Below are 22,494 nucleotides of genomic sequence, written 5' to 3'. Positions count from 1 at the left end.
CTAGTCGACCGCGCTCTCCAGCCAGCGGCCGTCCAGCATGACCGTACGCCCGACGCGTTCGTGGAAGCCGTTCCAGACCTGGATGCGCCGGGGCCGCAGGCGCAGGTAGACGAACCTGCCCGCAGGCGCGGTCCGCGGATCCGTGGAGACCTTGGCGTAGCGCTCGGCGATGTCGTCGTCGATGTCGGCGACCTCGACCGTCGACGCGCTGGCGTCGATCATGACGACGTCAGCGGTCTCGCCGAGAGCGACCCGGATCCGCGGGTGCGCCTTCGCGTTCAGGACGGTCCTGCTGCCGGCGAAGGTCGCGGTGTACAGAACCGAGCCGTCCCAGACGTAGGCGACCGGGATCAGATGCGCACCACGACCGTCGCTGCCGGTCGCCAGCCACAGCTGGAAGCCGGTTTCGAGCCGCTGGCGCGCATCGGCCCGGCGCTTGGCCAGGCTGCGCGGAACCGGGACCGAGGTGAGTTCTTCGTCCAGGGTCATGACGACTTCTCCTTGCGGTGACGTTCCCTCCCCTGCCGGGAGGCTCACCCCTGAGACGAACGGGACGTCGCACGTTTCGACACCTGGTCCTCGTCGGGCCGCAACCCGTCGAGGATCAGGGCCAGGCCGAACGCGAACTCGGTGCCGTAGTCGTAGCCGGTGTGCAGCACGCGTGTGGTCATCAGCTCGGTGAGGTGCGGGTACGCGCCACCGGGCAGGCCGGCCAGGATGCCGCCGGCCACCTCGTCGACGTCGCCCGGCCCGGCGAACGGCAGGCTCAGCTCCTGCAGCACGAACCCGTAGAGATAGCTGTCGATGACGGAGACGGCGTGCGCTGCGAGCTCGACGGAGAAGCCGGCGGCCCGCAGCGCGCCGAGGACGGCGTCGTGGTGACGCAGCGTCGCCGGGCCGGGCCGGGCGCGCGAGTCCATCAGCCCGACGGCCCACGGGTGCCGCGTCAGGGCCGCTCGCGCCGACGCCGCGCGGTCGCGCATGGCCGGCCGCCAGTCGGCGCCGTCGGGCGGGAGGGAGATCTCCGCGAACACCGCGTCGACCATGCCGTCGAGGAGGTCGTCGCGCCCGGCGACGTGGTTGTAGAGCGACATCGCCTCGACCCCGAGGCGGCCGGCGATGGCCCGCATGCTGGCGCCGGCCCGGCCCTTCTCGTCGGCCAGGGTGACGGCCGCCGCGACGATGCGGTCGCGGGTGAGCGGCGCTCGCACAGCTCCTCCTCGTCTTGACCTACTTACGGTGTAAGCCTACGGTACTTACAGTGTAAGTACGGAGGGAGCCGGACATGAAGGTGTGCGTCGTCGGGGCGTCGGGGAAGCTGGGGCAGTACCTCGTGCGCCACGCTCTGGAGCGCGGCTACGAGGTGGTCGGCGTGTGCCGTGAGAAGAGCGTGCCGAAGCTGGCCGCGCTCGCCGATCGCATGACGATCGTGCCGGGGCCGACGAACGACCGCGAGGTCATCGGCGCGGCGGTCGCCGGGTGCGACGGCGTGCTGAGCGTGCTCGTCCCGTGGGGCGTCCAGCAGTACTCGTCGGGCACGGCGCAGGCGGTGCTCGACCTCGCCGAGCCGGACGCGCGCCTGGTCTTCTCCTGCGGCTGGCACATCACCCGCGACGGGCAGGACCGGTACTCCTGGCGGTTCCGGACGGCGTTGCGCGTCGCCGCCCGGGTGGGGAAGCTGCTGCGCGCCGTCGAGATCGACGACCAGGAGGAGGCGTGCCGCCGCATCTTCGCCAGCGACCGCCGCTGGACCGTCGTCCGCGGCAGCGACCTGGAAGAGGGCGACAGCCAGGGCCTGCCGGTGTGGAGCCGGCACGTCGGCGACCCGCTCCTGGACGGCAACCTGACCCGGCGCACCGACTTCGCGCTGTTCATGATCGAGGCGCTGACGGACGACTCGCTGGTGCGCGAGGCGCCGGCCATCGCTGCCGATTCCGGGCAGTCTCGGTAAGGTGCGACCGTGGGCAAGGTGCATGAATCGATCAGTGGCCGGCTCCGCGCGTTCATCGAGGCGCAGCAGGTGTTCTTCGTCGCGACGGCGCCGGCCGGTCCGGACGGCCACGTCAACCTGTCGCCGAAGGGCATCGGCGGCTCGTTCGTCGTGCTCGACGAGCACACCGTCGCGTACCTCGACTACACCGCCAGCGGCGCCGAGACCATCGCGCACCTGCGCGAGAACGGCCGCATCACGCTGATGTTCTGCGCCTTCACCGGCCCGCCGAACATCGTCCGGTTGCACGGCACCGGCCGCTTCATCACCCTCTACGACGACGAGTACGCGTCGCTGGTCGCACTGTTCCCGGAGCGGCGGGGCGCCCGCGCCGTCATCGTCGTCGACGTGCACCGGGTGTCGGACTCCTGCGGCTACGGCGTCCCGTTCATGGACTACGCCGGCGAGCGCGACCTGCTGCCGCCGCACATGGAGCGCAAGGGCGAGGACGGCCGCATCGAGTACCGGCGCCGCAAGAACGCGACCAGCCTCGACGGCCTCCCCGCGTTCGACTACGACCCGGCCTGACCGCGATGCGGACGGCCGTACCGGATGGTGAGACATCCGGGGATCTGCCTTGACGTGCACCCTGCGGGTGAGGGACGGTGCATTCGTGCGTTTCGGCATTCTCGTACTTCATTAGCGTGTCAGGCGATCCAGCCGACGCGCTACCCCTCGTCAGCCCCACCGGGCGGAGGGGTTTTTTGTTGCACGGGACAGCTCGAGACGGACACACGACCACACAGCAGAAGGGTCCGGCCATGCCGCAGGGACAGCCCACCAGGGACAACGGGACGACGATGTCGGGCGCCGCGAGCCTCATCCGCTCGCTCGAGGCGGTCGGCGTCGACACCGTATTCGGCATTCCTGGCGGCGCCATTCTCCCTGCGTATGACCCGATGTTCGACTCCCAGCAGATCCGTCACATCCTGGTCCGGCACGAGCAGGGCGCCGGCCACGCGGCCGAGGGGTACGCGCTGGCCACGGGGAAGCCGGGCGTCTGCATGGCCACGTCGGGGCCGGGCGCGACGAACCTGGTCACGCCCATCGCCGACGCGCACATGGACTCCGTCCCGATGGTCGCGGTCACCGGCCAGGTCGCGTCGGCGGCCATCGGCACCGACGCGTTCCAGGAAGCCGACATCCGCGGCATCTCGATGCCCATCACCAAGCACAACTACCTGGTCACCGACCCCGCGGAGATCCCGCGCACCATCGCCGAGGCGTTCCACATCGCCACCACGGGGCGGCCTGGGCCGGTCCTCGTCGACGTCGCCAAGGACGCCATGCAGGCCATGACGACGTTCCGCTGGCCGGTCGAGCTCGATCTCCCCGGCTACCGCCCGGTCACCCGTCCGCACGCCAAGCAGGTGCGCGAGGCGGCCCGGCTGATGGCGGCGGCGAAGCGTCCGGTCCTGTACGTCGGCGGCGGCGTGCTGCGCGCCCGCGCCTGGGTGGAGTTGCGCCGGCTGGCCGAGCTGACCGGGTTCCCCGTCGTCACCACGCTGACGGCGCGGGGCGGGTTCCCCGACAGCCACCAGCAGCACCTCGGCATGCCGGGCATGCACGGCAGCGTCGCGGCGGTGACGGCGCTGCAGAAGGCCGACCTGCTGATCACGCTGGGCGCCCGGTTCGACGACCGCGTGACGGGGCGGCTGGCGTCGTTCGCGCCGAACGCCGCCGTCATCCACGCCGACATCGACCCCGCCGAGATCTCCAAGAACCGCGTCGCCGACGTCCCGATCGTGGGCGACTGCAAGGAGGTCATCGCCGAGCTGATCCCGGCCGTCGAGGCCGAGTTCGCCGCGGACCACCGGGCCGACCTCACCGGCTGGTGGCGCCAGCTCGACCAGTGGCGCGACAACTTCCCGCTGGGCTACACGCCGGCCGAGAACGGCGAGCTCATGCCGCAGTACGTCATCGAGCGGCTGGGCAAGCTGGTCGGTCCGGACGCCATCTACGTCGCCGGCGTCGGGCAGCACCAGATGTGGGCGTCGCAGTTCATCTCCTACGAGAACCCCAACACGTGGCTGAACTCCGGCGGCGCTGGCACCATGGGCTACGCCGTCCCGGCCGCCATGGGCGCGAAGGCCGGCCGGCCCGACGCCACCGTCTGGGCCATCGACGGCGACGGCTGCTTCCAGATGACCAACCAGGAGCTGGCCACCTGCGCCATCGAGGGCATCCCGATCAAGGTGGCGATCATCAACAACGAGAGCCTCGGCATGGTCCGGCAGTGGCAGACGCTGTTCTACGACGGCCGCTACTCCAACACCGACCTCGGCAGCCGCCGCATCCCCGACTTCGCCAAGCTGGCCGAGGCCTACGGCTGCGTCGGGCTGCGCTGCGACACCGCCGAGGACGTCGACGCCACCATCGAGAAGGCGATGGCCGTCGACGACCGGCCGGTCGTGGTCGACTTCGGCGTCCACCGCGACGCCATGGTGTGGCCGATGGTCGCCGCCGGCACCAGCAACGACGAGATCCAGATCGCGCGCGGAATGGCGCCGGAGTGGGACAGGAGTGACGACTGAGATGAGCAAGCACACGCTCTCGGTGCTGGTCGAGAACAAGCCGGGCGTGCTGGCGCGCATCGCCGCGCTGTTCTCGCGCCGCGGCTTCAACATCGACTCGCTCGCGGTCGGGCCGACGGAGCATCCGTCGGTCTCGCGCATGACGGTCGTCGTCGACGTCGAGGACTCCCCGCTCGAGCAGGTCACCAAGCAGCTCAACAAGCTGGTCAACGTCCTGAAGATCGTCGAGCTCGACCCCGGCCAGTCGGTCCAGCGTGAGCTGGTGCTGGTGAAGGTGCGCACGGACAACGAGACCCGGCCGCACGTGCTGCAGACGGTCGAGCTGTTCCGCGCCAAGGTCGTCGACGTGGCCACCGACGCGGTGACCATCGAGGCGACCGGTTCGTCGGACAAGCTGAGCGCGCTGCTCAAGGTGCTGGAACCGTACGGCATCCGCGAGCTCGTGCAGTCTGGTGTGGTGGCGGTGGGGCGCGGATCGCGCTCCATCACCGACCGCGCGCTGCGCCCCGTCGACCGCGTTGCATAGAACACCCCAGAGATAGAAGGAGAAGCCCTCGTGGCAGAGATGTACTACGACGACGACGCCGACCTCTCGGTGATCCAGGGGCGGGTCGTCGCCGTCATCGGCTATGGAAGCCAGGGCCACGCGCACGCGCTGAGCCTGCGCGACTCCGGCGTGGACGTCCGCGTCGGCCTGCAGGAGGGCTCGAAGAGCAGGGCCAAGGCCGAGGCCGAGGGGCTGCGCGTCGTGACGCCGGCCGAGGCGGCCGCCGAGGCCGACCTCATCATGATCCTGGCGCCCGACCACGTGCAGCGCCACATCTACGCCAACGACGTCGAGCCCAACCTGCAGGAGGGCGACGCGCTCTTCTTCGGCCACGGCTTCAACATCCGGTTCGGCTACATCAAGCCGCCGGCCAACGTCGACGTCGCGATGGTCGCGCCGAAGGGCCCGGGCCACCTGGTGCGGCGCGAGTTCGCCGACGGCCGCGGCGTGCCGGTGCTGGTCGCCGTCGAGCAGGACGCCAGCGGCTCGGCGTGGGCGCTCGCGCTCGCGTACGCCAAGGGCATCGGCGGGCTGCGGGCCGGCGGCATCAAGACGACGTTCGCCGAAGAGACCGAGACCGACCTGTTCGGTGAGCAGACGGTGCTCTGCGGTGGCGTGTCGCACCTGGTGCAGGCCGGGTTCGAGGTCATGACCGAGGCCGGCTACCAGCCCGAGGTCGCGTACTTCGAGGTGCTGCACGAGCTCAAGCTGATCGTCGACCTCATGTACGAGGGCGGCATCGCCAAGCAGCGCTGGAGCGTCTCGGACACCGCCGAGTACGGCGACTACAGCACCGGTCCGAAGATCATCGACGCGTCGGTGAAGGAGCGGATGCAGCAGGCGCTGACGGCCATCCAGGACGGGTCGTGGGCGGCCGGCTTCATCGCCGACCAGGACGCCGGCGCGCCGGACTTCAAGCGGCTGCGGGCCGAGGGCGAGGCGCACCCGATCGAGGCCACCGGCCGCGAGCTGCGCAAGCTGATGTCCTGGGTGAAGTCCAGCGACGACGACTACACCGAGGGCACGGCCGCGCGCTGACGCGGCCCGCTGGGGCCACGTGTCCGGCCGGCGGGGAGCACCTGCGTGAGGGCTCCCCGCCGGCCTCCTATGCCGTGCGGGACGGAAGGCAGTCATGATCTCGACGACCCACCTGCTGGCGTTCGTCGTCAGCTCGTTCATCCTGATCGCCATCCCCGGGCCGAGCGTGCTGTTCACCGTCGGCCGGGCGCTGGTGCTGGGGCGGCGCGGCGGACTCGCGTCGGCGGGCGGCAACGCCGTGGGCGCGTTCCTGCAGGCCCTGGCCGTCGCGTTCGGCCTCGGCGCGATCGTCGAGCGGTCCATCGTCGTCTTCACCATCATCAAGTTCGCCGGCGCCGCGTACCTCATCTACCTGGGTGTGCAGGCGGTCCGGCACCGTCGTTCCTTCGCCGACGCCGCGGCCGGGGCGGTCCGGCTCACCAGCGCCCGCCGCGCCGCGCGCGAGGGGTTCGTCGTCGGGCTGACCAACCCCAAGGTGATCGTGTTCTTCGCGGCCGTCCTCCCGCAGTTCGTCTCCTCGGCCGGCGCGCACCCGAGCGTGCAGATGCTGCTGTTCGGCGCCGTGTTCACGGTGATGGCGTTCCTCATGGACAGCTGCTGGGCGCTCGGGGCCGGTTCCGCGCGCGACTGGTTCGCCCGCTCGCCGGGGCGGCTGGGGCACTTCAGCGCCGTCGGCGGCGTCGCGATGATCGGGCTGGGCGCGCGGCTGGCGGTCACCGGCCGGAACGACTGACGTGCGACTGCGCCGGCCCCGCGCCGAGCTGGCGCCGTTCGTCGAGCACCTCTGGTACCTCGACGAGCCGCTGCCGCCCGGCCGCGACCGCACCCTGCCCACCGGTGCCGCGCAGCTCGTCGTCAACCTCGCCGCCGACCGCCTGAACTGGTACGAGGGCCCTGACCTCGCCGTTCGTCGCGGGGTCGGCGGCGCCGGCGTGTGCGCCCCGCTGGCCCGGCCCATCGGCGTCGACACCGCCGACCAAGCCCGCACCGCCGGCGTCGTGTTCCGCCCCGGCGGCGTGGTCGCGTTCGGCTCCGTCCCGGCGGCGGCGCTCACCGATCCCGTCACACCGCTGGACGTGCTGTGGGGACGTGACGGCGGCAGCGTGCGGGGGCGGGTGCTCACCGCGGCCACGCCGGGGGAGCGGCTGGACGTGCTGGAACGGGTGCTGCTGGCGCGGCTGCGGGCGGCCGGCGGCCCGGGCCCCGACGGCGCCGTTGCCTACGCCGTCGCCGCCCTCGACCGCGGCGCCGCCGTGCACGCCGTCGCCGCCCGCATCGACGCGTCCGCGTCCACGCTGCAGCGCCGCTTCCGCGCCGCCGTCGGGCTGTCGCCCAAGCGGTTCGGCCGGGTCCGGCGGCTGCAGCGGGTGCTCCGTGCGGCGACGGTGACGGAGCCCGGCGGCCCGGCGCCCGACTGGGCGGAGGTCGCCGCCCGGCACGGCTACTTCGACCAGGCCCACCTCATCAACGACTTCCGCGCCCTCACCGGCCTCACCCCCGCCCGCTACCTCCCCCGTTCCGCCGTCGAGCACAACCACGTCCCACTGAGTTGATCTTGCTCGCATGACGCGATAGCCTTGGCCACATGTTCGAGAATGTGCCACTAGCTGCTACGCCACCCGGGGAATCCCCGGTGGCGGGGTCGCTCGTGTGGCATCCGGACGCCTTCGAGTGGGTCCGGCTCGAGCCTGACCAGCTGCTCGGCGACGACATCGAGCCGGGGTTCCTGGAGCGGTCGGCCCGGGTGCTGCCCGTCGACGCCGAGCGAGTGCCGACGGGCGCGGAACTGGCCGCACTGCTCGCGGCGTTCGACGCCGGCTCGGCCGACGCCGGCAACCTCGTCGAGGCGGCCGCCGGGTGGGCGCGGCTGGCGGCCTGGGCCGCCGCCGAGGAGGCCCGCGTGCTCAGTGAGCTCGCCTCGCGTCCTGAGCTGCAGCCCGCCGGTCCCGCCTGCCGATCGGTCAGTCCCGTCACCATCACGGCTGTCGAGGTCGCGGCGCGGTGCCAGCGCACGGTCAAGCAGGCTGAGAACCTCGTCGGCCACGCCATCCAGCTGGTCGAGGATTTCCCCGACACCCACGCGGCGCTCTCCGCGGGGTCGATCGACCTGCGCCGGGCGCGCGTGATCACCGACGAGCTGGGCGGTCAGGATCCCGCCGTGCGGGCGCGCGTCGAGGCCGACGTTCTCCCCGAGGCGCCAGTCATCGACGCGGTGGCGCTGCGGAAGCTGATCAAGCGGCGGCTGCACCAGCTGGCGCCGGTCGAGACCGCGGAGCGTCACCGCATCGCCCGCGACGGCCGCTATGTCGCGGTCACGCCGGCGTCGGACGGGATGGCGTTCCTCGAGGCGCTGCTGCCGGCCGAGGACGCGACGGCGCTGAACACGGTGGTGAAGGCCGATGCTGCCGACGCCAAGCGTGCCGACGCGGCGGCGGGCCTGCCGGCTCGCTCGAACGACCAGCGGCGCGCCGATGCGCTGGCGGAGCTCGCCTGGGATGCTCTCGCCGCTGCCGGCGCGCCTGTCGCCGAGCGTGCGGGCGGGCGTGTCGATGCCGAGCCCGCTCGCCCGCCTTGCGCAGCCTCGTCCGGGCCCGCTGCGGGTGGGGTCGGCGGCCCGGCCACCGTCGCGGCCCGCGGGCGACCTTCCGGTGCTCCTCGGCCGAGGAAGCGGCGGTCCGTCACCGTGCATGTCACCGTCCCGTTCAGCACGCTCGCTGGTCTCGACGACCAGCCCGGCGAGCTCGACGGCTACGGACCCATCCCCGCCCACGTGGCTCGCGCTCTCGCCGCCGAGGGCGTGTGGACGTGGCTGCGCACCGACCCCGAGACCGGGCAGCTGCTCGACCTCGGCCGCAGGCGGTACCGGCCGACCGCGGCCCTGGCGGCGTTCGTCACCGCTCGCGACCGGACCTGCCGCATGCCCGGCTGTCATCAGCCGGCCCGGGCCGCCGACATCGACCACGTCGTCCCGTTCGCCGCCGGCGGACCGACCAGCCGTGCGAACCTCCAGTCGCTGTGCGAGGCGCACCACCTGATCAAGCACCTCGGCCGGTGGGGCGTCGAGCGACAACCCGGCGGCGGCACCCGATGGGCCAGTCCGACGGGGCATCGATACCTGAAGCCGCCTGGCTGACCGTTTTCTCCAAGCGCGCGGCCGCTCGGAGGGCCACGATGGACGCATGAACGCGATGACCGTGACACCGAAGCTCGTCGTCGACGGGGCGGACGCCGCGATCGACTTCTACCGCCGCGCGCTCGGCGCCGAGCCCGGCGTCCGGTACGCCGGGCCCGGCGGCCGGGTGGTCTACGCCGAGTTCCGGCTGGGCGGCGGCACGCTGTCGATCAAGGACGCCGACGAGCACGACCCCGCCGCCGGCGCCCTCTTCACGCTGGAGACGGCCGACCCGGACGCCGTCGGCGCCGCCCTGGAGCAGGCCGGGGCGACCGTCGTCTTCCCGATCGACGACCAGCCGTACGGCATGCGCCAGGGCCGGCTCCGCGACCCGTTCGGCATCCAGTGGATCGTCACGCGGCAGACCGAGGACCTCAGCGCCGACGAGGTGCAGAGCCGGCTGGACGGCGATCCGGGCTGAGCGGGTCAGCGGCCGCCCTCGGCGTACGTCGCATGCCAGCGGTTCTCCCGGCGGTCCAGCGAGAACGTCACCCGCTCGCCCAGCGCGACGAACTCGGCGGTGGTGGCGTTGGCGTCGTGGTGGCGCTGGTCGTACGCCGACCGGACATAGCTCGGGTACTCCGCCGGGATGCGGCGGTCGAAGTCGGGCAGCTTCTCGATGACGTCGGCCCAGATGTCCGGGCCGGTGTACGCGGCGAGCAGGCCGAGGATCGCCTCGGCCCGCTCGTGCGCGACGAGGTCCTCGATGGCCGGCGTCAGTTGCGCCGTCAGCCGGGCGGCGTGCTCGCGGTCGGACAGCGCCTGGCCGCCCGCGGCGGGCCGCCAGGAGTCGAGCCGCTGCGAGCTGTAGAGACGCTCGCCCTCGACCACGCCGCCGCGCGGGCCGCGGACCAGCAGCACGCCGTCACCGGCATAGACGAGTGCGACGTGGGGGTAGCCGTCCCGCAACTGCCGCACCAGCTCTTCGGTCACGACAGGGACATCCATGTTCGGATCCTAGGCCAGTTCGGGTCAGCCGCGGACCGCCCGTCCACCGCGGACGGGCGCGAGCACGCCGGTCACCAGCTCCGCCAGCAGGTCGATCCCGTCCGTCGACAGGATCGACTCCAGGTGGAACTGCACCGACGCGAACCCGGCGCCGCGCAGCGCGAACACCTCGCCGGTCTCCGGGTGCGCGGCGACCTCGACGCCGGGCGGCAGGTCGGCGAGCCGGGCCGCGTAGGTGTTGTAGAACCCGACCCGGGTCTCGCGGCCGAACAGCGGGACCGGCCGCTGCGTGCCCTGGTACGGCTGCGGCAGCGGCCCGAGCGGCAGCCCGAGCTGCCCGGCCAGCACCTGGTGGCTCAGGCAGACGGCGAGCAGCGGGCGGTCCGCGTCCAGCCGGGCCCGGACGACGTCGTGCAGCCGGGCGATCCGCGGGTCGTCGACGTCGCGCGGGTCGCCCGGACCGGGACCGGCCAGCAGGAGGTCGTACGCGGCGCCGTCGGCGGGGTCGACGGCGGACCAGCGGCGCACCTCCGCCAGCATGCCGAGCCGGCGCAGCAGGTGCGCCAGCATCGCCGTCCACCGGTCCTCGGCGTCGACGATCAGCACCGACCGCCCGGCCAGCGCCGGCCGCTCGTCCTGCCCCTGCGGCCGCAGCCAGAACGGCGCCAGGGTGCGGTTGCGGGCGGTCAGCGCGGCGGCGACCTCCGGGTCACCGGCGAACGGACGATCGGGGGCGGACGGCGGCCGCTTCCCGGCGAGCGCCGTCAGCACGCCGGCCGCCTTCGCGTGCGTCTCGGCCACCTCGTGACCGGCGACGGAGTGCCGCACCAGCGTCGCGCCGACCGGCACCCGCACGGTCCCGTCTGGCGAAAGGTAGGCGGTCCGGATCAGGATCGGCGCGTCGACGGACAGCCCTTCGTCGCCGTCCTCGATCAGCGCCGCCACACCCGCGTAGTACCCCCGCCCACCCACCTCATAGCGGGTGATGACCCGGGCCGCGTTCTCCAGCGGCGACCCCGTGACCGTCGGCGCGAACATCGTCTCGCGCAGCACGTCGCGCACGTCCAGCCGCGTCGTGCCCTCGAGCAGGTACTCGGTGTGGACGAGGTGGCTCATCTCCTTGAGGAAGGGCCCGAGCACCCGTCCGCCGTCCTCGCAGACGGCGCTCATCATCTTCAGCTCCTCGTCGACGACCATGAACAGTTCCTCGGTCTCCTTCGGGTCGGCGAGGAAGCGCAGCAGGTCATCGGTGGTCGCACCGTCGGCGGGGACCCGGTAGGTGCCGCTGATCGGGTTCATCACGACGGTGCCGGCGTCAACGCTGACGTGGCGTTCGGGCGTCGCGCCGACCATCGTCACGTCGCCGGCGTGCACCGCGAACGTCCAGTAGGCGCCCGGCTCGCCGGTGAGCAGCCGCCCGAACAGCCGCAGCGCCGCGTGCGGCACGGACCCGGTGAGCCGGGCCAGATAGTCGCGCCGGATGACGAAGTTGGCGCCCGCGCCGCGGCCGATCTCGTCGCGGATGACCCGGCCGACGATGTCGGCGTACTCGTCGTCGGCGACGTCGAAGCCGCCGGGCGTCACGTCGACGTCGCCGCCCAGCGCCGCCAGCACCTCGGCGCGCGACAGCGAGACCCGCGACCGCACCCGCAGGCAGCGCAGCGGCGCTCCGTCGTCGTGGCATTCGAAGCCGCGCTCTGCCAGCTGGCGGTACGGGATCAGCGCCAGCGTCGCGGCGTGGCCGCCGTCGCCGGACCCGGGCAGCGGGATGTCGGCCAGCCGGTCGACGTCGACGACGTCGCCGAGCAGCAGTTCGACGCCGGGCCGGCCGGCCCGGGCGAGCAGCGCGAACGGCGGGGGAGCGGGGTCGTCGAGGAGATCCTGCAGCATGGAGGTTCCTTCCGGTCGAGCCTCGACCGGGGCGGAACGATCCGGACATGCCACGACCGCCTCGGTGGAGGCGGTCGCTTGCGTGGGGTACGCGAAGGGGAGGGCCGCCTAGGAGGCGGGCCACCACTGGCCGAGCACGGTCGCGTACATGGCGCAGACCCTAGCATCACGGCGGCGGGGGCGGCGGCTGTTCCGGCACCGGCCGGGTGCCGTTGGTGTCGGCAGCGGCCGGCGGGACGGCGGGGGTGCCCGGCGCCGCCTGGCCGCTCGCGTGCTCCAGGAAGCGCAGCAGCTCGACCGGGAACGGCAGCACGACCGTCGAGTTCTTCTCCGCGGCGACCTCGACGATGGTCTGCAGCAGCCGCAGTTGCAGCGCGGCCGGGTTCGCGGACATGGTCGATGCGGCCGAGGCGAGCTTCTCCGACGCCTGGAGCTCGCCGTCGGCGGTGATGACCCGCGACCGCCGCTCCCGCTCCGCCTCGGCCTGTCGTGACATCGAGCGCTTCATCGCCTCGGGCAACGCGACGTCCTTGATCTCGACCCGGTCGATCTCGATGCCCCAGCCGACGGCCGGGCTGTCGATCATCAGCTCGAGGCCCTGGTTCAGCGCCTCGCGGTTGGACAGCAGGTCGTCGAGCTCGCTCTTGCCGATGATCGAGCGCAGCGACGTCTGCGCCACCTGCGACACGGCGAACTCGTAGTCCTGCACCTCGACGATGGCCTCGACCGGGTCGTGCACCCGGAAGTAGACGACGGCGTCGACGCGCACCGTGACGTTGTCGCGGGTGATGCCGTCCTGCGCCGGGATCGGCAGCGTGATGATCTGCACGTTGACCTTGCGCATCTGGTCGACGAACGGAGCGATCCACGCGAACCCCGGCTCGCGCGGCGGCCCGTGCACCTTGCCGAACCGGAACACGACGCCACGCTCGAACTGACGGACGACGCGGGCGCTCGCGCCGTAGGCGACGAGGCCGAGAATCACCAGAACGGTGAGGATCGCGAATAGCGCACCCATGCTGACCTCCTCGTCAGCGGCCCTTCACATTCGAGCGTACGCCCGTCTGTCAGCGCAGAGCGAACCCGGCGAAAAGTGGTTGTGAGTGAGTCCTCACTCACTTACCATCGTCCCGTGGCCACCGAGACGCGCCGGGCTCGCGCAACGCCCATGTCGCCCGATCAGCGACGTGAGGCGATCATCGCGGCCACCCTGCCGCTGGTCTACGAGCACGGCTTCGACGTCAGCACCCGGCAGATCGCCGAGGCGGCCGGCATCGCCGAGGGGACCATCTTCCGGGTCTTCGAGGACAAGGACTCGCTGCTGCGGCAGGTGCTCGAGGCGGCCGTCGACCCCACCGACACCGAGCGGCGGCTGCGGGCCATCGGCACCGACCTGCCGCTGGAGCACCGGCTGCTGCTTGCGGCCGACATCCTGCACGAGCGGCTGACCAGCGTCTTCCAGCTCATGGTCGCCGTCGGCTTCAACCGGCCGCCGGGCGACGACGGGCGGCAGCAACCACCGCGGCACGCCGGCATCATGGCCGTCATCGCCGCGTTGGTCGAGCCCGACCGGCACCGCCTGCGGGTCCCGCCGGTCGAGGTGGCCAGGCGGTTGCGCATCCTCGCCTTCGCCGGCTTCCACCCGCTCATCAACGACCACGAGCCGATGACGCCGGCCGAGGTCGTCGACCTGCTGCTGCACGGCGTCAGCACCGAGGCCGGCGACCCGTCGCCCTGACCCCACCAGCTCGGGCACACGAAGCACCGTCACCGACCGTCCGTCTCTCCACTTCGGAGCCGCTCCATGCTCATCACCCTGCTGCGGACGTACCTGCGCCCGTACCGCCGCTGGCTCACCGCCGTCGTCGTGCTGCAGTTCATCGGCACGCTGGCCTCGCTGTACCTGCCCAGCCTCAACGCCGACATCATCGACAACGGCATCGCCCGCGGCGACACCGGCTACATCGTCCGGACCGGCGGGTGGATGCTGGCGGCGACGCTGCTGCAGATCACCTGCACAGTCGGCGCGGTGTACTTCGGCGCGAAGACGGCGATGGCGTTCGGCCGCGACGTCCGGGCCGCGATCTTCCACCGGGTCGGCGAGTTCTCCGCGCGCGAGGTGGGCCGGTTCGGCGCTCCGTCGTTGATCACCCGCAACACCAACGACGTCCAGCAGGTCCAGATGCTGGTGCTGATGTCGTGCACGCTGCTGGTGACGGCGCCGATCATGGCGACCGGCGGCGTCATCATGGCGCTGCGCGAGGACGTCGGGCTGGCCTGGCTGCTGCTGGTCTGCGTCCCGGCGCTGATCGCCGGCATCGCGCTGATCGTGCGCCGCATGGTGCCCGGCTTCCGGCTCATGCAGGAGCGCATCGACGGCGTCAACCGGGTCATGCGCGAGCAGATCACCGGCATCCGGGTGGTCCGGGCGTTCGTCCGCGAGCGCTGGGAGCAGAGCCGGTTCGCCGTCGCCAACACCGCGCTCACCGACACCGCGCTGTACGTCGGCCGGCTGATGGCGCTGATGTTCCCGTGGGTCATGCTGATCTTCAACGTGTCCAGCGTGGCGGTGCTGTGGTTCGGCGCCGGCCGGGTCGACGACGGGCAGATGCAGATCGGCTCGCTGACGGCCTTCCTGACCTACCTCATCCAGATCCTGATGTCGGTCATGATGGCGACGTTCATGCTGGTCATGCTGCCGCGGGCGACGGTGTGCGCGGAGCGCATCGGCGAGGTGCTGGACACCGAGTCGTCGGTGCTGCCGCCGTCGGATCCGGTGACGACGTTGCCGGGGCGGGTGTCGCTGGAGTTGCGCGGCGCCGAGTTCGCCTACCCGGGCGCCGAGTCGCCGGTGTTGCGCGACGTCACGTTCACCGTCGAGCCGGGCAGCACGACCGCCGTCGTCGGCAGCACCGGCTCGGGCAAGACCACGCTGGTCAGCCTGGTGCCGCGGCTGATCGACGTCACCGCGGGGCAGGTCCTGGCCGGCGGTGTCGACGTCCGCCGGCTCGACCCCGAGGCGCTGCGCGAGCGGGTCGGGCTGGTGCCGCAGAAGGCGTACCTGTTCTCCGGGACGGTCGCCAGCAACCTGCGCTACGGCAACCCCGACGCCACCGACGACGAGCTGTGGGAGGCGCTGCGGATCGCGCAGGCCGCCGACTTCGTCGAGGAGATGCCGGAAGGGCTGGACGCGCCGATCGCGCAGGGCGGCACCAACGTGTCCGGCGGGCAGCGGCAGCGGCTGGCGATCGCCCGCGCGCTGGTCCGCCGGCCCGCCATCTACCTGTTCGACGACTCGTTCTCGGCGCTCGACCTCGCCACCGACGCCCGCCTGCGGGCGGCGCTGCGCCCGCACACCACGGACGCCGCGGTGGTCATCGTCGCGCAACGGATCTCCACCATCATCGACGCCGACCAGATCGTGGTGCTCGACGACGGCGCCGTCGTCGGGCTCGGCACGCACGCCGAGCTGATCGAGACCTGCCCGACGTACGCCGAGATCGTCGAGTCCCAGCTGACCGCGGAGGAGGCGGCATGAGCGCGTCCAGGTCCACGACGACGACCGCACCCGCGCGGCCCCCCGGCCCGGGCGGACCGGGCGGCCGTCCCGGCGGCGGCCCGCCCGGCATGGCCGCGATGGCCGGCCCGCCGCAGAAGCCGCTGAACTTCGGCCCGTCGGCGAAGCGGCTGCTCGGCCGGCTGCGGCCGGAGCGGGCCGGCGTCGCGCTGGTGATCGTGCTGGCCGTGGTCAGCGTCGCGCTCAACGCGATCGGCCCGCGGCTGCTCGGGCACGGCACCGACCTCATCTTCCAGGGCGTCATCGGCCGGCAACTGCCCGCCGACGTGAGCAAGGAGCAGGCGGTCGAGGGCCTGCGCGCCGGCGGCCAGGACACCTTCGCCGACATGCTCACGCACATGGACGTCGTGCCCGGCCAGGGCGTCGACTTCGACGCGCTGCAGACGGTGCTGCTCGGCGTGCTGGCGCTGTACGTGGGCGCGTCGCTGTTCATGTGGATCCAGGCGTACCTGCTCAACACGATCGTGCAGCGGACGGTGTACCGGCTGCGCTCCGACGTCGAGGACAAGATCCACCGGCTGCCGCTGAAGTACTTCGACGCCAACGCCCGCGGCGACGTGCTCAGCCGCGTCACCAACGACATCGACAACGTGTCGCAGAGCCTGCAGCAGACCATGAGCCAGTTGCTCAACTCGCTGCTCACCGTCGTCGGCGTGCTGCTGATGATGTTCTGGATCTCGCCGCTGCTGGCGTTGATCGCGCTGGCGACGATCCCGCTGTCGCTGCTCGTGACGATGGTCATCGCGAAGCGGTCGCAGAAGCAGTTCGTCGCGCAGTGGGCGCACACCGGCGCGCTGAACGGGCAGATCGAGGAGGCCTACACCGGGCATGCCCTGGTGAAGGTGTTCGGCCGGCAGCGCGAGGTGGAGCAGTCCTTCGCCGCCAAGAACGACGAGCTGTACCAGGCCAGCTTCGGCGCCCAGTTCGTGTCCGGGCTGATCATGCCGGCGATGTTCTTCCTCGGGAACCTCAACTACGTCGCGATCGCCGTCGTCGGCGGCCTGCGGGTCGCGTCCGGGTCGATGAGCCTCGGCGAGGTGCAGGCGTTCGTCCAGTACACCCGCCAGTTCACCCAGCCGCTGACCCAGCTGGCGTCGATGGCGAACCTGCTGCAGTCCGGCGTCGCGTCGGCGGAGCGGGTGTTCGAACTGCTGGACGAGCCCGAGCAGGTGCCCGATCCGGCCGCGCCGGCGACGCTGGACGGCCCGGCCCGCGGACGGGTCGAGTTCGAGCACGTCACGTTCAGCTACGACCCGGACAAGCCGCTGATCGAGGACCTCTCGCTGGTGGCCGAGCCGGGCCGCACGGTGGCGATCGTCGGCCCGACCGGCGCGGGCAAGACCACGCTGGTCAACCTGATCATGCGGTTCTACGAGCTGCAGGGCGGGCGCATCACCATCGACGGCCGCGACATCGCCGACCTCAGCCGCGACGAGCTGCGCTCCAACATCGGCATGGTGCTGCAGGACACCTGGCTGTTCGGCGGCACGATCCGGGAGAACCTCGCCTACGGTGACCCGTCGGCGCCGGAGTCGCGGATCCGCGCCGCGGCCGAGGCGACCTACGTCGACCGGTTCGTGCACTCGCTGCCCGACGGCTACGACACCGTCATCGACGAGGAGGGCGACAACATCAGCGCCGGTGAGAAGCAGTTGCTCACCATCGCGCGGGCGTTCCTCGCCGACCCGGCCATCCTCATCCTCGACGAGGCGACGTCGTCGGTCGACACCCGCACCGAGGTGCTCGTCCAGCACGCCATGGCGGCGCTGCGCAGCGACCGCACCAGCTTCGTCATCGCGCATCGCCTGTCGACCATCCGCGACGCCGACCTCATCCTCGTCATGCGGGACGGCGCCATCGTCGAGCAGGGCTCGCACACCGAGCTGCTGGAGCGTCGCGGCGCGTATTTCGACCTGTACAACAGTCAGTTCGCCGCGCCGGAGGTCGAGGAGGCATAGGTTCGGTCGAGGGAGGGGATCACGTGGCGAAGAAGAAGGACGGCAAGGACGGGCGGCTGCCCAAGAAGCTCTACGAGAAGGAGCTGTTCCGGCTGCAGGCCGAGCTGGTGACACTCCAGGAGTGGGTCCGCCAGGAGGGCGCCCGCGTCGTCGTGGTCTTCGAGGGGCGCGACGCGGCCGGCAAGGGCAGCACCATCAAGCGGGTCACGCAGTACCTCAATCCGCGCATCGCCCGCATCGCCGCCCTGCCGGCGCCGACGGAGCGGCAGCGCAGCCAGTGGTACTTCCAGCGCTACGTCGAGCACCTGCCGGCCGCCGGCGAGATCGTCCTGTTCGACCGGAGCTGGTACAACCGCGCCGGCGTCGAGCGGGTCATGGGCTTCTGCACGAAGGAGGAGTACCTGCGCTTCCTCAACCAGGCCCCGACGTTCGAGCGGATGCTGGTCGAGGACGGCGTCCTGCTGCGCAAGTACTGGTTCTCGGTGAGCGACGCGGAGCAGGAACGCCGGTTCCGATCGCGGCTGGAGGACCCGATGCGCCGGTGGAAGCTGTCGCCGATGGACCTCGAGTCGATCAGCCGCTGGGAGGACTACTCGCGCGCGAAGGACGACATGTTCGTGCACACCGACATCCCGGAGGCGCCGTGGTACGTGGTCGAGAGCGAGGACAAGCGCTCCGCGCGCGTCAACATGATCGCGCATCTGCTCTCGACCATCGCGTACCACGAGGTGCAGCGCCGGCCGCTGCGGTTGCCGCCGCGGCCGGCCGCCAAGGGCTACGAGCGGCCGCCGCGCGAGCTGCAGAACCACGTGCCCGACCACGCGGGCTCGCTCAGGTGAGTTCGTCCGGCAGTTCGACGCCGTGGTCGAGCAGCGCGCGGGCACAGCCGGCCCAGTCGGCGACGATGCCCGGCTCCTCGTTGTTCTGCGAGGCCCACGACAGCGTCCCGACGACGGTGTCGCCGAAGCCGTGCACGACGGCGGGGTCGGCGCCGTGCTCGAGCAGGAACCGGGCCAGCGCCGCGTCGCCGCGGTAGACCGCGAGGTTCAGCGCGGTGGCCTGCCAGTCGCCGCCCGGCGCGTCGACCGGCCAGCCGGCTTCGACCAGCAGCCGGACGGCGTCGGCGGCGCCCTCGCCGGCGAGGTCGGGCAGCAGCCGCCGCTGGCCCTCGTCGAGGGTGTCGACGAGGCCGGGATGCGCGGCGACCAGGTTCCGGGCGACGGCGCCGTTCCCGCTGGCGCAGGCGGCGATCAGCTCTTCCAGTGGGGTGCTGGCGTCGTCGGCCGGCAGCAGCGCCGCCGCCTCCGTCAGCCCGAACCGCAGCGCCAGCCGGTGCGCGCCGACCCCGTCCGGCGTGACGGCGCGCGGGTCCGCCCCTGCGTCGAGCAGCAGCCGCACGAACGCCGTCGAGCACCGCCGGCGCAGCGCGAACAGCAGCGGCGACCCCCACGACGGCGACGGCTCGTTCGGGTCGCCACCGTGCTCGAGCAGCAGCCGCAGCACCTCGGCGTCGTCATGGTCGGCGACGGCGTACATGGCGTTCGTGCCGGTGACGGTCGCGCCCGCCGCCATCAGCAGCCGGGCGCACTCGCGGTCGCCGAGCGAGTGGTAGAGCGACTCGCCGTCGTCCGGGCCGGCCCCGGCGTCGAGCAGCAGCGCGGTCAGCTCGTGGTCGTGGGTGACGCCCGCGGCGCCGTACAGCGCCGTCACCGGATGCTGTCCTCCGGTGAGGACGACCGCCTGGTTCGGGTCGGCGCCGGCGGCCAGCAGCGCGCGGGCGCTGGCACGCAGGCCGGCGGCGAACTCCGGCAGCCGCACCAACGACGAGTGCGCGACGGCGATCAGCGGCGGCAGGCCGAAGGAGCCGCCCGGCCGGTGCACCCAGCCGGGATCGGCGGCGATCGCCGCGGTGACGGCCGCGACGTCGCCGGTGGCGGCAGCGAGGTCGCCGGTGGCGGCGGCGAGGTCGCCGGTGGCGGTGACGGCCGCGCGTAGCCGCGCGGCTTCGACCGGCCGGGCGGCGTGCGTCCCGCCGACGGTGTCGCCGGCGTACACCAGCCGCAGCCAGTGCTCAGCCGACATCCCTCGGGCCTCGTCGACGTGCCGCCGCAGCGCGGCCCACGACACGAAGCCGTACTCGCGGGCGACGCAGGACTGGGCGTCGCGCAGCCGTGGCTGAGTGGCGTGCGACTGGGCGACATGCGGCAGGCTGGCGCGGAACCGGGCGACCGCCGCCGGGTCGCCATCGCGGTAGCCGCGCAGCAGCTCTTTGGCCTGCTTCTTCAGGTGGCCGTGGTCGGGTCGGGCGGGTAGCTCGGGCATCGAGTCCTCCGTGCGCGAGAGCGCCGATGGTCCGCAATGTCGGCCGCACAAAGGCTCGGACAAGGACACGTTCGACGGAGTGGGTTCGACCCTGCCCGCGGACCCGGACGCGGCTCCGGCCGCGCTGCCGACCAGTCTACCCGGCGCGCACCTTGCCAGATCGGCAACGAACCTTGCCGTCCGGGCGTGGTGGGCGCACCCTGGGTGTATGACTAATGAGAACCGTTATGACGTTGTGGTGATCGGTGGCGGGCCGGCCGGGCTGAGCGGCGCCCTGACGCTGGCCCGGGCGCGGCGATCGGTGCTGGTGGTCGACGCCGGTGAGCCGCGCAACGCGCCCGCTGCCGGCATCCACAACTACCTGGGCCGCGAGGGCACCGCTCCGGGCGAGCTGTACCGCATCGGCCGGTCCGAGATCGCCGGCTACGGCGGCGAGCTCGTCGACGGCGCGGTGGTCGAGGTGACCGGCGCGGCCGGCGACTTCACCGTCCGCCTCGACAGTGGGGCGACCGTGCTGGCGCGGCGGATCCTGCTGGCCACCGGCGGCGTCGACGAGCTGCCGGACGTGCCCGGCGTGCGCGAGCGGTGGGGGCGCGACGTGCTGCACTGCCCGTACTGCCACGGCTGGGAGGTGCGCGACCGCGCGATCGGCGTCCTGGCGACGTCGGCGGCGTCCGTGCACCACGCGCAGCTGTTCCGGCAGTGGTCCGCCGACGTCACCCTGTTCACGCACACCGCACCGGCCCTGGACGACGCGCAGCTGGCCGACCTCGCCGGGCGCGGTGTGCGGGTGGTCGAGGGGACGGTCGCGGCGCTGCGGATCGAGTCCGACGAGCTGACCGGCGTCGAGCTCGACAGTGGTCTCGTCGTCCCCGCCGGCGCCGTCGTCGTCGCGCCGAAGCCGGTCGCGCGGGCCGACATGGTCGCCGGTCTCGGCCTGGCCGCCGTCGAGCAGGAGCGCGGCGGCATCATCGCCGGCACCGCCCTCACCGTCGACCCGATGGGCGGCACCTCGGTGCCCGGTGTCTGGGCGGCCGGCAATGTTGCCGATGTGTTCGCAACAGTGATCAAGTCTGCATCGGCCGGCGTTGACGCGGCAGCAATGATCAATATGGATCTCGTCAATAGTGGAATCTACTCGCCGGCCGCGGTGGCCGCCGCCGCGAGCTGAGGCAGGTAGTCGTCGAGCATCCACGGGATCGACAGCACCGTCGGCGCGGAACTGGCGGTCACGTAGTCCTCGCCGGCGATCGGGGCGAACGCCCCCGCCGCGACGGCCGGGAGCTGCGCGTACGCCGGGTTCGCCGCGAACGCGTCGGCCGCCGCCTGGTCGTTGAACCACCCGATGAACACGTCGGCCTCGATGTCGCCCGCCAGCTCCGGCGACACGTAGTAGTACACGCCGTCGCCCTCCGCGTGCTCGTCGACGTACGGGGCGAGCGTCATGCCGAGGTCGGTGAGCAGCCGCACCCGCACGTCGTCGGACGTGTAGAGGGCGAGCTGCGCGCCGTCCTCGGCGCCGTAGGCGAAGGTGGTGCCGGCCAGCTCCGGGAACTCGTCGCTGCGGGTGGCGAGGTACTCCTCGGTCTCGGCGACCAGCTCGTCCGCCCGGGCGGCCCGGCCCAGCGCCGCGCCGATGATCGTCGTCTGGTCCTGCCAGGACGTGCTCCACGGTGCGTCCGGGTAGGCGACGGTGGGGGCGATGGCGCTGAGCGTGTCGTACTCCTCCTGCGTGAGTCCCGAGTACACGGCCACGATGACGTCGGGCTGCTCCTCGGCGATCGCCTCGTACGGGATCTCCTCGCCGGACGCGTTCGGCAGCAGCGTCGGCACCTCAGCGTCGCCCAGGTTCTCGCGCACCCACGGCAGCACGCCCTCGTCGTCGCCGCCGTAGTCCAAGAACGGCATCGCGACCGGGACCACGCCGAGCGCCAGCACCGCATCCTGATTCGACGGGCCCCACGTCACCACCCGCTCCGGCGCCTCCTCGATGGTGGCGGAGCCGAGCGCGTGCTCGATGGTGACGGGGAAGCCGCCGCCGTCGTCCGGGCCGCTGTCGTCCGGGCTGCTGTCGGCCACGCCGTTGTCGGCGGCGTCGGTTCTGTCGCCGCCGCCGCCGTCGTCACCGCTCGGGGCGTCATCGTCGGAGCCGCAGCCGGCGAGGGCAGCGCCGAGCAGCAGGGCTAGCAGGAACGTCGGCAGTCGTCGAGAACTCACCCGGCTAAGTTAGCTCAGGCAAACCTAACTACGCATCGTGGGGTGGGGCGGGGTGAGGTGGGGTGGGATGCCGGCCGTTGTCGCGGCACGCGTGTCGTGGCACTGCGCCCGGGCGCCCGGCTGCCTGGGTCCGGCCGCCTGGGTCCGACCGCCTGGGTCCGACCGCCCGGTCGCCTGGGTCCGGCCGCGGCTCGGTTTGGGCAGGTGTCGCGCTCGGCTGCTCGCCCCCGTGGATCCGGACTCCCTTGGGCCCGGACCGCTGTCCGCACTCGCGCACAACTCACCGGCCCCGAACCGTCGC

21 protein-coding genes are annotated in these 22,494 nt (G+C 72.3%); 14 read left to right on the top strand and 7 right to left on the bottom strand.

From position 1 onward, the window contains the following. A complete protein-coding gene (locus ACW62_RS15470) occupies positions 1-489 on the bottom strand; it encodes a pyridoxamine 5'-phosphate oxidase family protein (protein WP_053205015.1) in 489 nt (162 codons plus the stop codon). A gap of 44 nt (positions 490-533) precedes the next feature. Then, positions 534-1,211, bottom strand: a complete 678-nt coding sequence (locus ACW62_RS15465) for a TetR/AcrR family transcriptional regulator (protein WP_053205014.1) — start codon at positions 1,209-1,211, stop codon at positions 534-536. A 74-nt stretch (positions 1,212-1,285) separates the two neighbouring features. Here ACW62_RS15465 and ACW62_RS15460 point away from each other — a divergent pair, with 74 nt between their 5' ends. From ACW62_RS15460 to ACW62_RS15420, 9 genes are all read left to right on the top strand, one after another. Continuing rightward, complete coding sequence (locus tag ACW62_RS15460; RefSeq protein ID WP_053205013.1) at positions 1,286-1,951, top strand: NAD(P)-dependent oxidoreductase; 666 nt, start codon at positions 1,286-1,288, stop codon at positions 1,949-1,951. A 9-nt stretch (positions 1,952-1,960) separates the two neighbouring features. Next, entirely contained in the window at positions 1,961-2,518 is a 558-nt protein-coding gene (locus ACW62_RS15455; protein ID WP_053205012.1) for a pyridoxamine 5'-phosphate oxidase family protein, read from the top strand. A 176-nt stretch (positions 2,519-2,694) separates the two neighbouring features. Continuing rightward, on the top strand, positions 2,695-4,524 hold the full coding sequence (locus ACW62_RS15450) for an acetolactate synthase large subunit (protein ID WP_420843590.1): 1,830 nt from the start codon (positions 2,695-2,697) through the stop codon (positions 4,522-4,524). A 1-nt stretch (position 4,525) separates the two neighbouring features. Then, positions 4,526-5,050 (top strand): acetolactate synthase small subunit, encoded by a 525-nt coding sequence (gene ilvN, locus ACW62_RS15445; RefSeq protein ID WP_053205010.1) that lies wholly within the window; start codon positions 4,526-4,528, stop codon positions 5,048-5,050. A 30-nt stretch (positions 5,051-5,080) separates the two neighbouring features. After that, positions 5,081-6,109, top strand: a complete 1,029-nt coding sequence (ilvC, locus tag ACW62_RS15440; RefSeq protein WP_053205009.1) for a ketol-acid reductoisomerase — start codon at positions 5,081-5,083, stop codon at positions 6,107-6,109. Between the two features lie 94 nt (positions 6,110-6,203). Further along, positions 6,204-6,842, top strand: a complete 639-nt coding sequence (locus ACW62_RS15435; protein WP_053205008.1) for a LysE family translocator — start codon at positions 6,204-6,206, stop codon at positions 6,840-6,842. A gap of 1 nt (position 6,843) precedes the next feature. After that, complete coding sequence (locus ACW62_RS15430) at positions 6,844-7,662, top strand: helix-turn-helix domain-containing protein (RefSeq protein ID WP_053205007.1); 819 nt, start codon at positions 6,844-6,846, stop codon at positions 7,660-7,662. An 80-nt stretch (positions 7,663-7,742) separates the two neighbouring features. Then, the gene (locus ACW62_RS15425) at positions 7,743-9,242 is read left to right on the top strand and encodes an HNH endonuclease signature motif containing protein (protein ID WP_053205006.1); all 1,500 of its coding nucleotides are present in this window, start codon (positions 7,743-7,745) and stop codon (positions 9,240-9,242) included. A gap of 46 nt (positions 9,243-9,288) precedes the next feature. Then, a complete protein-coding gene (locus ACW62_RS15420; RefSeq protein WP_053205005.1) occupies positions 9,289-9,702 on the top strand; it encodes a VOC family protein in 414 nt (137 codons plus the stop codon). Between the two features lie 5 nt (positions 9,703-9,707). On the opposite strand, the gene ACW62_RS15415 is transcribed toward ACW62_RS15420, so the two are convergent. The 3 genes from ACW62_RS15415 to ACW62_RS15405 form a co-directional block, all read right to left on the bottom strand. Continuing rightward, complete coding sequence (locus tag ACW62_RS15415; RefSeq protein WP_157574783.1) at positions 9,708-10,229, bottom strand: hypothetical protein; 522 nt, start codon at positions 10,227-10,229, stop codon at positions 9,708-9,710. Between the two features lie 24 nt (positions 10,230-10,253). Next, entirely contained in the window at positions 10,254-12,119 is a 1,866-nt protein-coding gene (locus ACW62_RS15410) for an anthranilate synthase family protein (protein ID WP_053205003.1), read from the bottom strand. A gap of 166 nt (positions 12,120-12,285) precedes the next feature. Next, positions 12,286-13,137 (bottom strand): slipin family protein, encoded by an 852-nt coding sequence (locus ACW62_RS15405; protein ID WP_053205002.1) that lies wholly within the window; start codon positions 13,135-13,137, stop codon positions 12,286-12,288. Between the two features lie 114 nt (positions 13,138-13,251). On the opposite strand from ACW62_RS15405, the gene ACW62_RS15400 reads away from it, so the two are divergent. The 4 genes from ACW62_RS15400 (at position 13,252) to ppk2 (ending at position 18,493) form a co-directional block, all read left to right on the top strand. Further along, entirely contained in the window at positions 13,252-13,857 is a 606-nt protein-coding gene (locus ACW62_RS15400) for a TetR/AcrR family transcriptional regulator (RefSeq protein WP_157574782.1), read from the top strand. A 66-nt stretch (positions 13,858-13,923) separates the two neighbouring features. Further along, positions 13,924-15,657, top strand: coding sequence for an ABC transporter ATP-binding protein (locus ACW62_RS15395; protein WP_053205000.1), 1,734 nt, complete (start codon positions 13,924-13,926; stop codon positions 15,655-15,657). After that, positions 15,654-17,654 carry an ABC transporter ATP-binding protein gene (locus ACW62_RS15390; protein WP_053204999.1) on the top strand — a complete coding sequence of 667 codons (2,001 nt, stop codon included), beginning with the start codon at positions 15,654-15,656 and terminating at the stop codon, positions 17,652-17,654. Before ACW62_RS15395 ends, ACW62_RS15390 begins: the two co-directional genes overlap by 4 nt. A gap of 23 nt (positions 17,655-17,677) precedes the next feature. Then, a complete protein-coding gene (ppk2, locus tag ACW62_RS15385; RefSeq protein ID WP_053204998.1) occupies positions 17,678-18,493 on the top strand; it encodes a polyphosphate kinase 2 in 816 nt (271 codons plus the stop codon). Here the strand turns inward: ppk2 and ACW62_RS15380 are convergent. Then, the gene (locus ACW62_RS15380; protein ID WP_053204997.1) at positions 18,486-19,976 is read right to left on the bottom strand and encodes an ankyrin repeat domain-containing protein; all 1,491 of its coding nucleotides are present in this window, start codon (positions 19,974-19,976) and stop codon (positions 18,486-18,488) included. The two genes, ppk2 and ACW62_RS15380, sit on opposite strands and share 8 nt — an antisense overlap. Positions 19,977-20,184: 208 nt before the next feature. Between ACW62_RS15380 and ACW62_RS15375 the strand changes: the two genes are divergently transcribed. Beyond that, entirely contained in the window at positions 20,185-21,147 is a 963-nt protein-coding gene (locus ACW62_RS15375) for an NAD(P)/FAD-dependent oxidoreductase (protein ID WP_053204996.1), read from the top strand. Here ACW62_RS15375 and ACW62_RS15370 read toward each other — a convergent pair. Continuing rightward, positions 21,111-22,193 (bottom strand): ABC transporter substrate-binding protein, encoded by a 1,083-nt coding sequence (locus tag ACW62_RS15370; protein ID WP_053204995.1) that lies wholly within the window; start codon positions 22,191-22,193, stop codon positions 21,111-21,113. The genes ACW62_RS15375 and ACW62_RS15370 overlap by 37 nt on opposite strands. Between the last annotated feature and the right edge of the window lie 301 nt (positions 22,194-22,494).

It is taken from the genome of Jiangella muralis (genome assembly GCF_001270745.1).
In the GTDB taxonomy this organism is placed as follows: domain Bacteria; phylum Actinomycetota; class Actinomycetes; order Jiangellales; family Jiangellaceae; genus Jiangella; species Jiangella muralis.
The sequence above is the reverse complement of the archived record's forward strand: the minus strand, read 5'-3'. Positions and strand labels throughout refer to the sequence as shown.

Excerpts from the sequence above, each read along its gene's own strand:
- ACW62_RS15470 (WP_053205015.1), bottom strand. The coding sequence starts at position 489 with ATGACCCTGGACGAAGAACTCACCTCGGTCCCGGTTCCGCGCAGCCTG.
- ACW62_RS15460 (WP_053205013.1), top strand. The coding sequence starts at position 1,286 with ATGAAGGTGTGCGTCGTCGGGGCGTCGGGGAAGCTGGGGCAGTACCTC.
- ilvN (WP_053205010.1), top strand. The coding sequence starts at position 4,526 with ATGAGCAAGCACACGCTCTCGGTGCTGGTCGAGAACAAGCCGGGCGTG.
- ACW62_RS15435 (WP_053205008.1), top strand. The coding sequence starts at position 6,204 with ATGATCTCGACGACCCACCTGCTGGCGTTCGTCGTCAGCTCGTTCATC.
- ACW62_RS15420 (WP_053205005.1), top strand. The coding sequence starts at position 9,289 with ATGAACGCGATGACCGTGACACCGAAGCTCGTCGTCGACGGGGCGGAC.
- ACW62_RS15415 (WP_157574783.1), bottom strand. The coding sequence starts at position 10,229 with ATGGATGTCCCTGTCGTGACCGAAGAGCTGGTGCGGCAGTTGCGGGAC.
- ACW62_RS15410 (WP_053205003.1), bottom strand. The coding sequence starts at position 12,119 with ATGCTGCAGGATCTCCTCGACGACCCCGCTCCCCCGCCGTTCGCGCTG.
- ACW62_RS15405 (WP_053205002.1), bottom strand. The coding sequence starts at position 13,137 with ATGGGTGCGCTATTCGCGATCCTCACCGTTCTGGTGATTCTCGGCCTC.
- ACW62_RS15395 (WP_053205000.1), top strand. The coding sequence starts at position 13,924 with ATGCTCATCACCCTGCTGCGGACGTACCTGCGCCCGTACCGCCGCTGG.
- ACW62_RS15390 (WP_053204999.1), top strand. The coding sequence starts at position 15,654 with ATGAGCGCGTCCAGGTCCACGACGACGACCGCACCCGCGCGGCCCCCC.
- ACW62_RS15380 (WP_053204997.1), bottom strand. The coding sequence starts at position 19,976 with ATGCCCGAGCTACCCGCCCGACCCGACCACGGCCACCTGAAGAAGCAG.
- ACW62_RS15375 (WP_053204996.1), top strand. The coding sequence starts at position 20,185 with ATGACTAATGAGAACCGTTATGACGTTGTGGTGATCGGTGGCGGGCCG.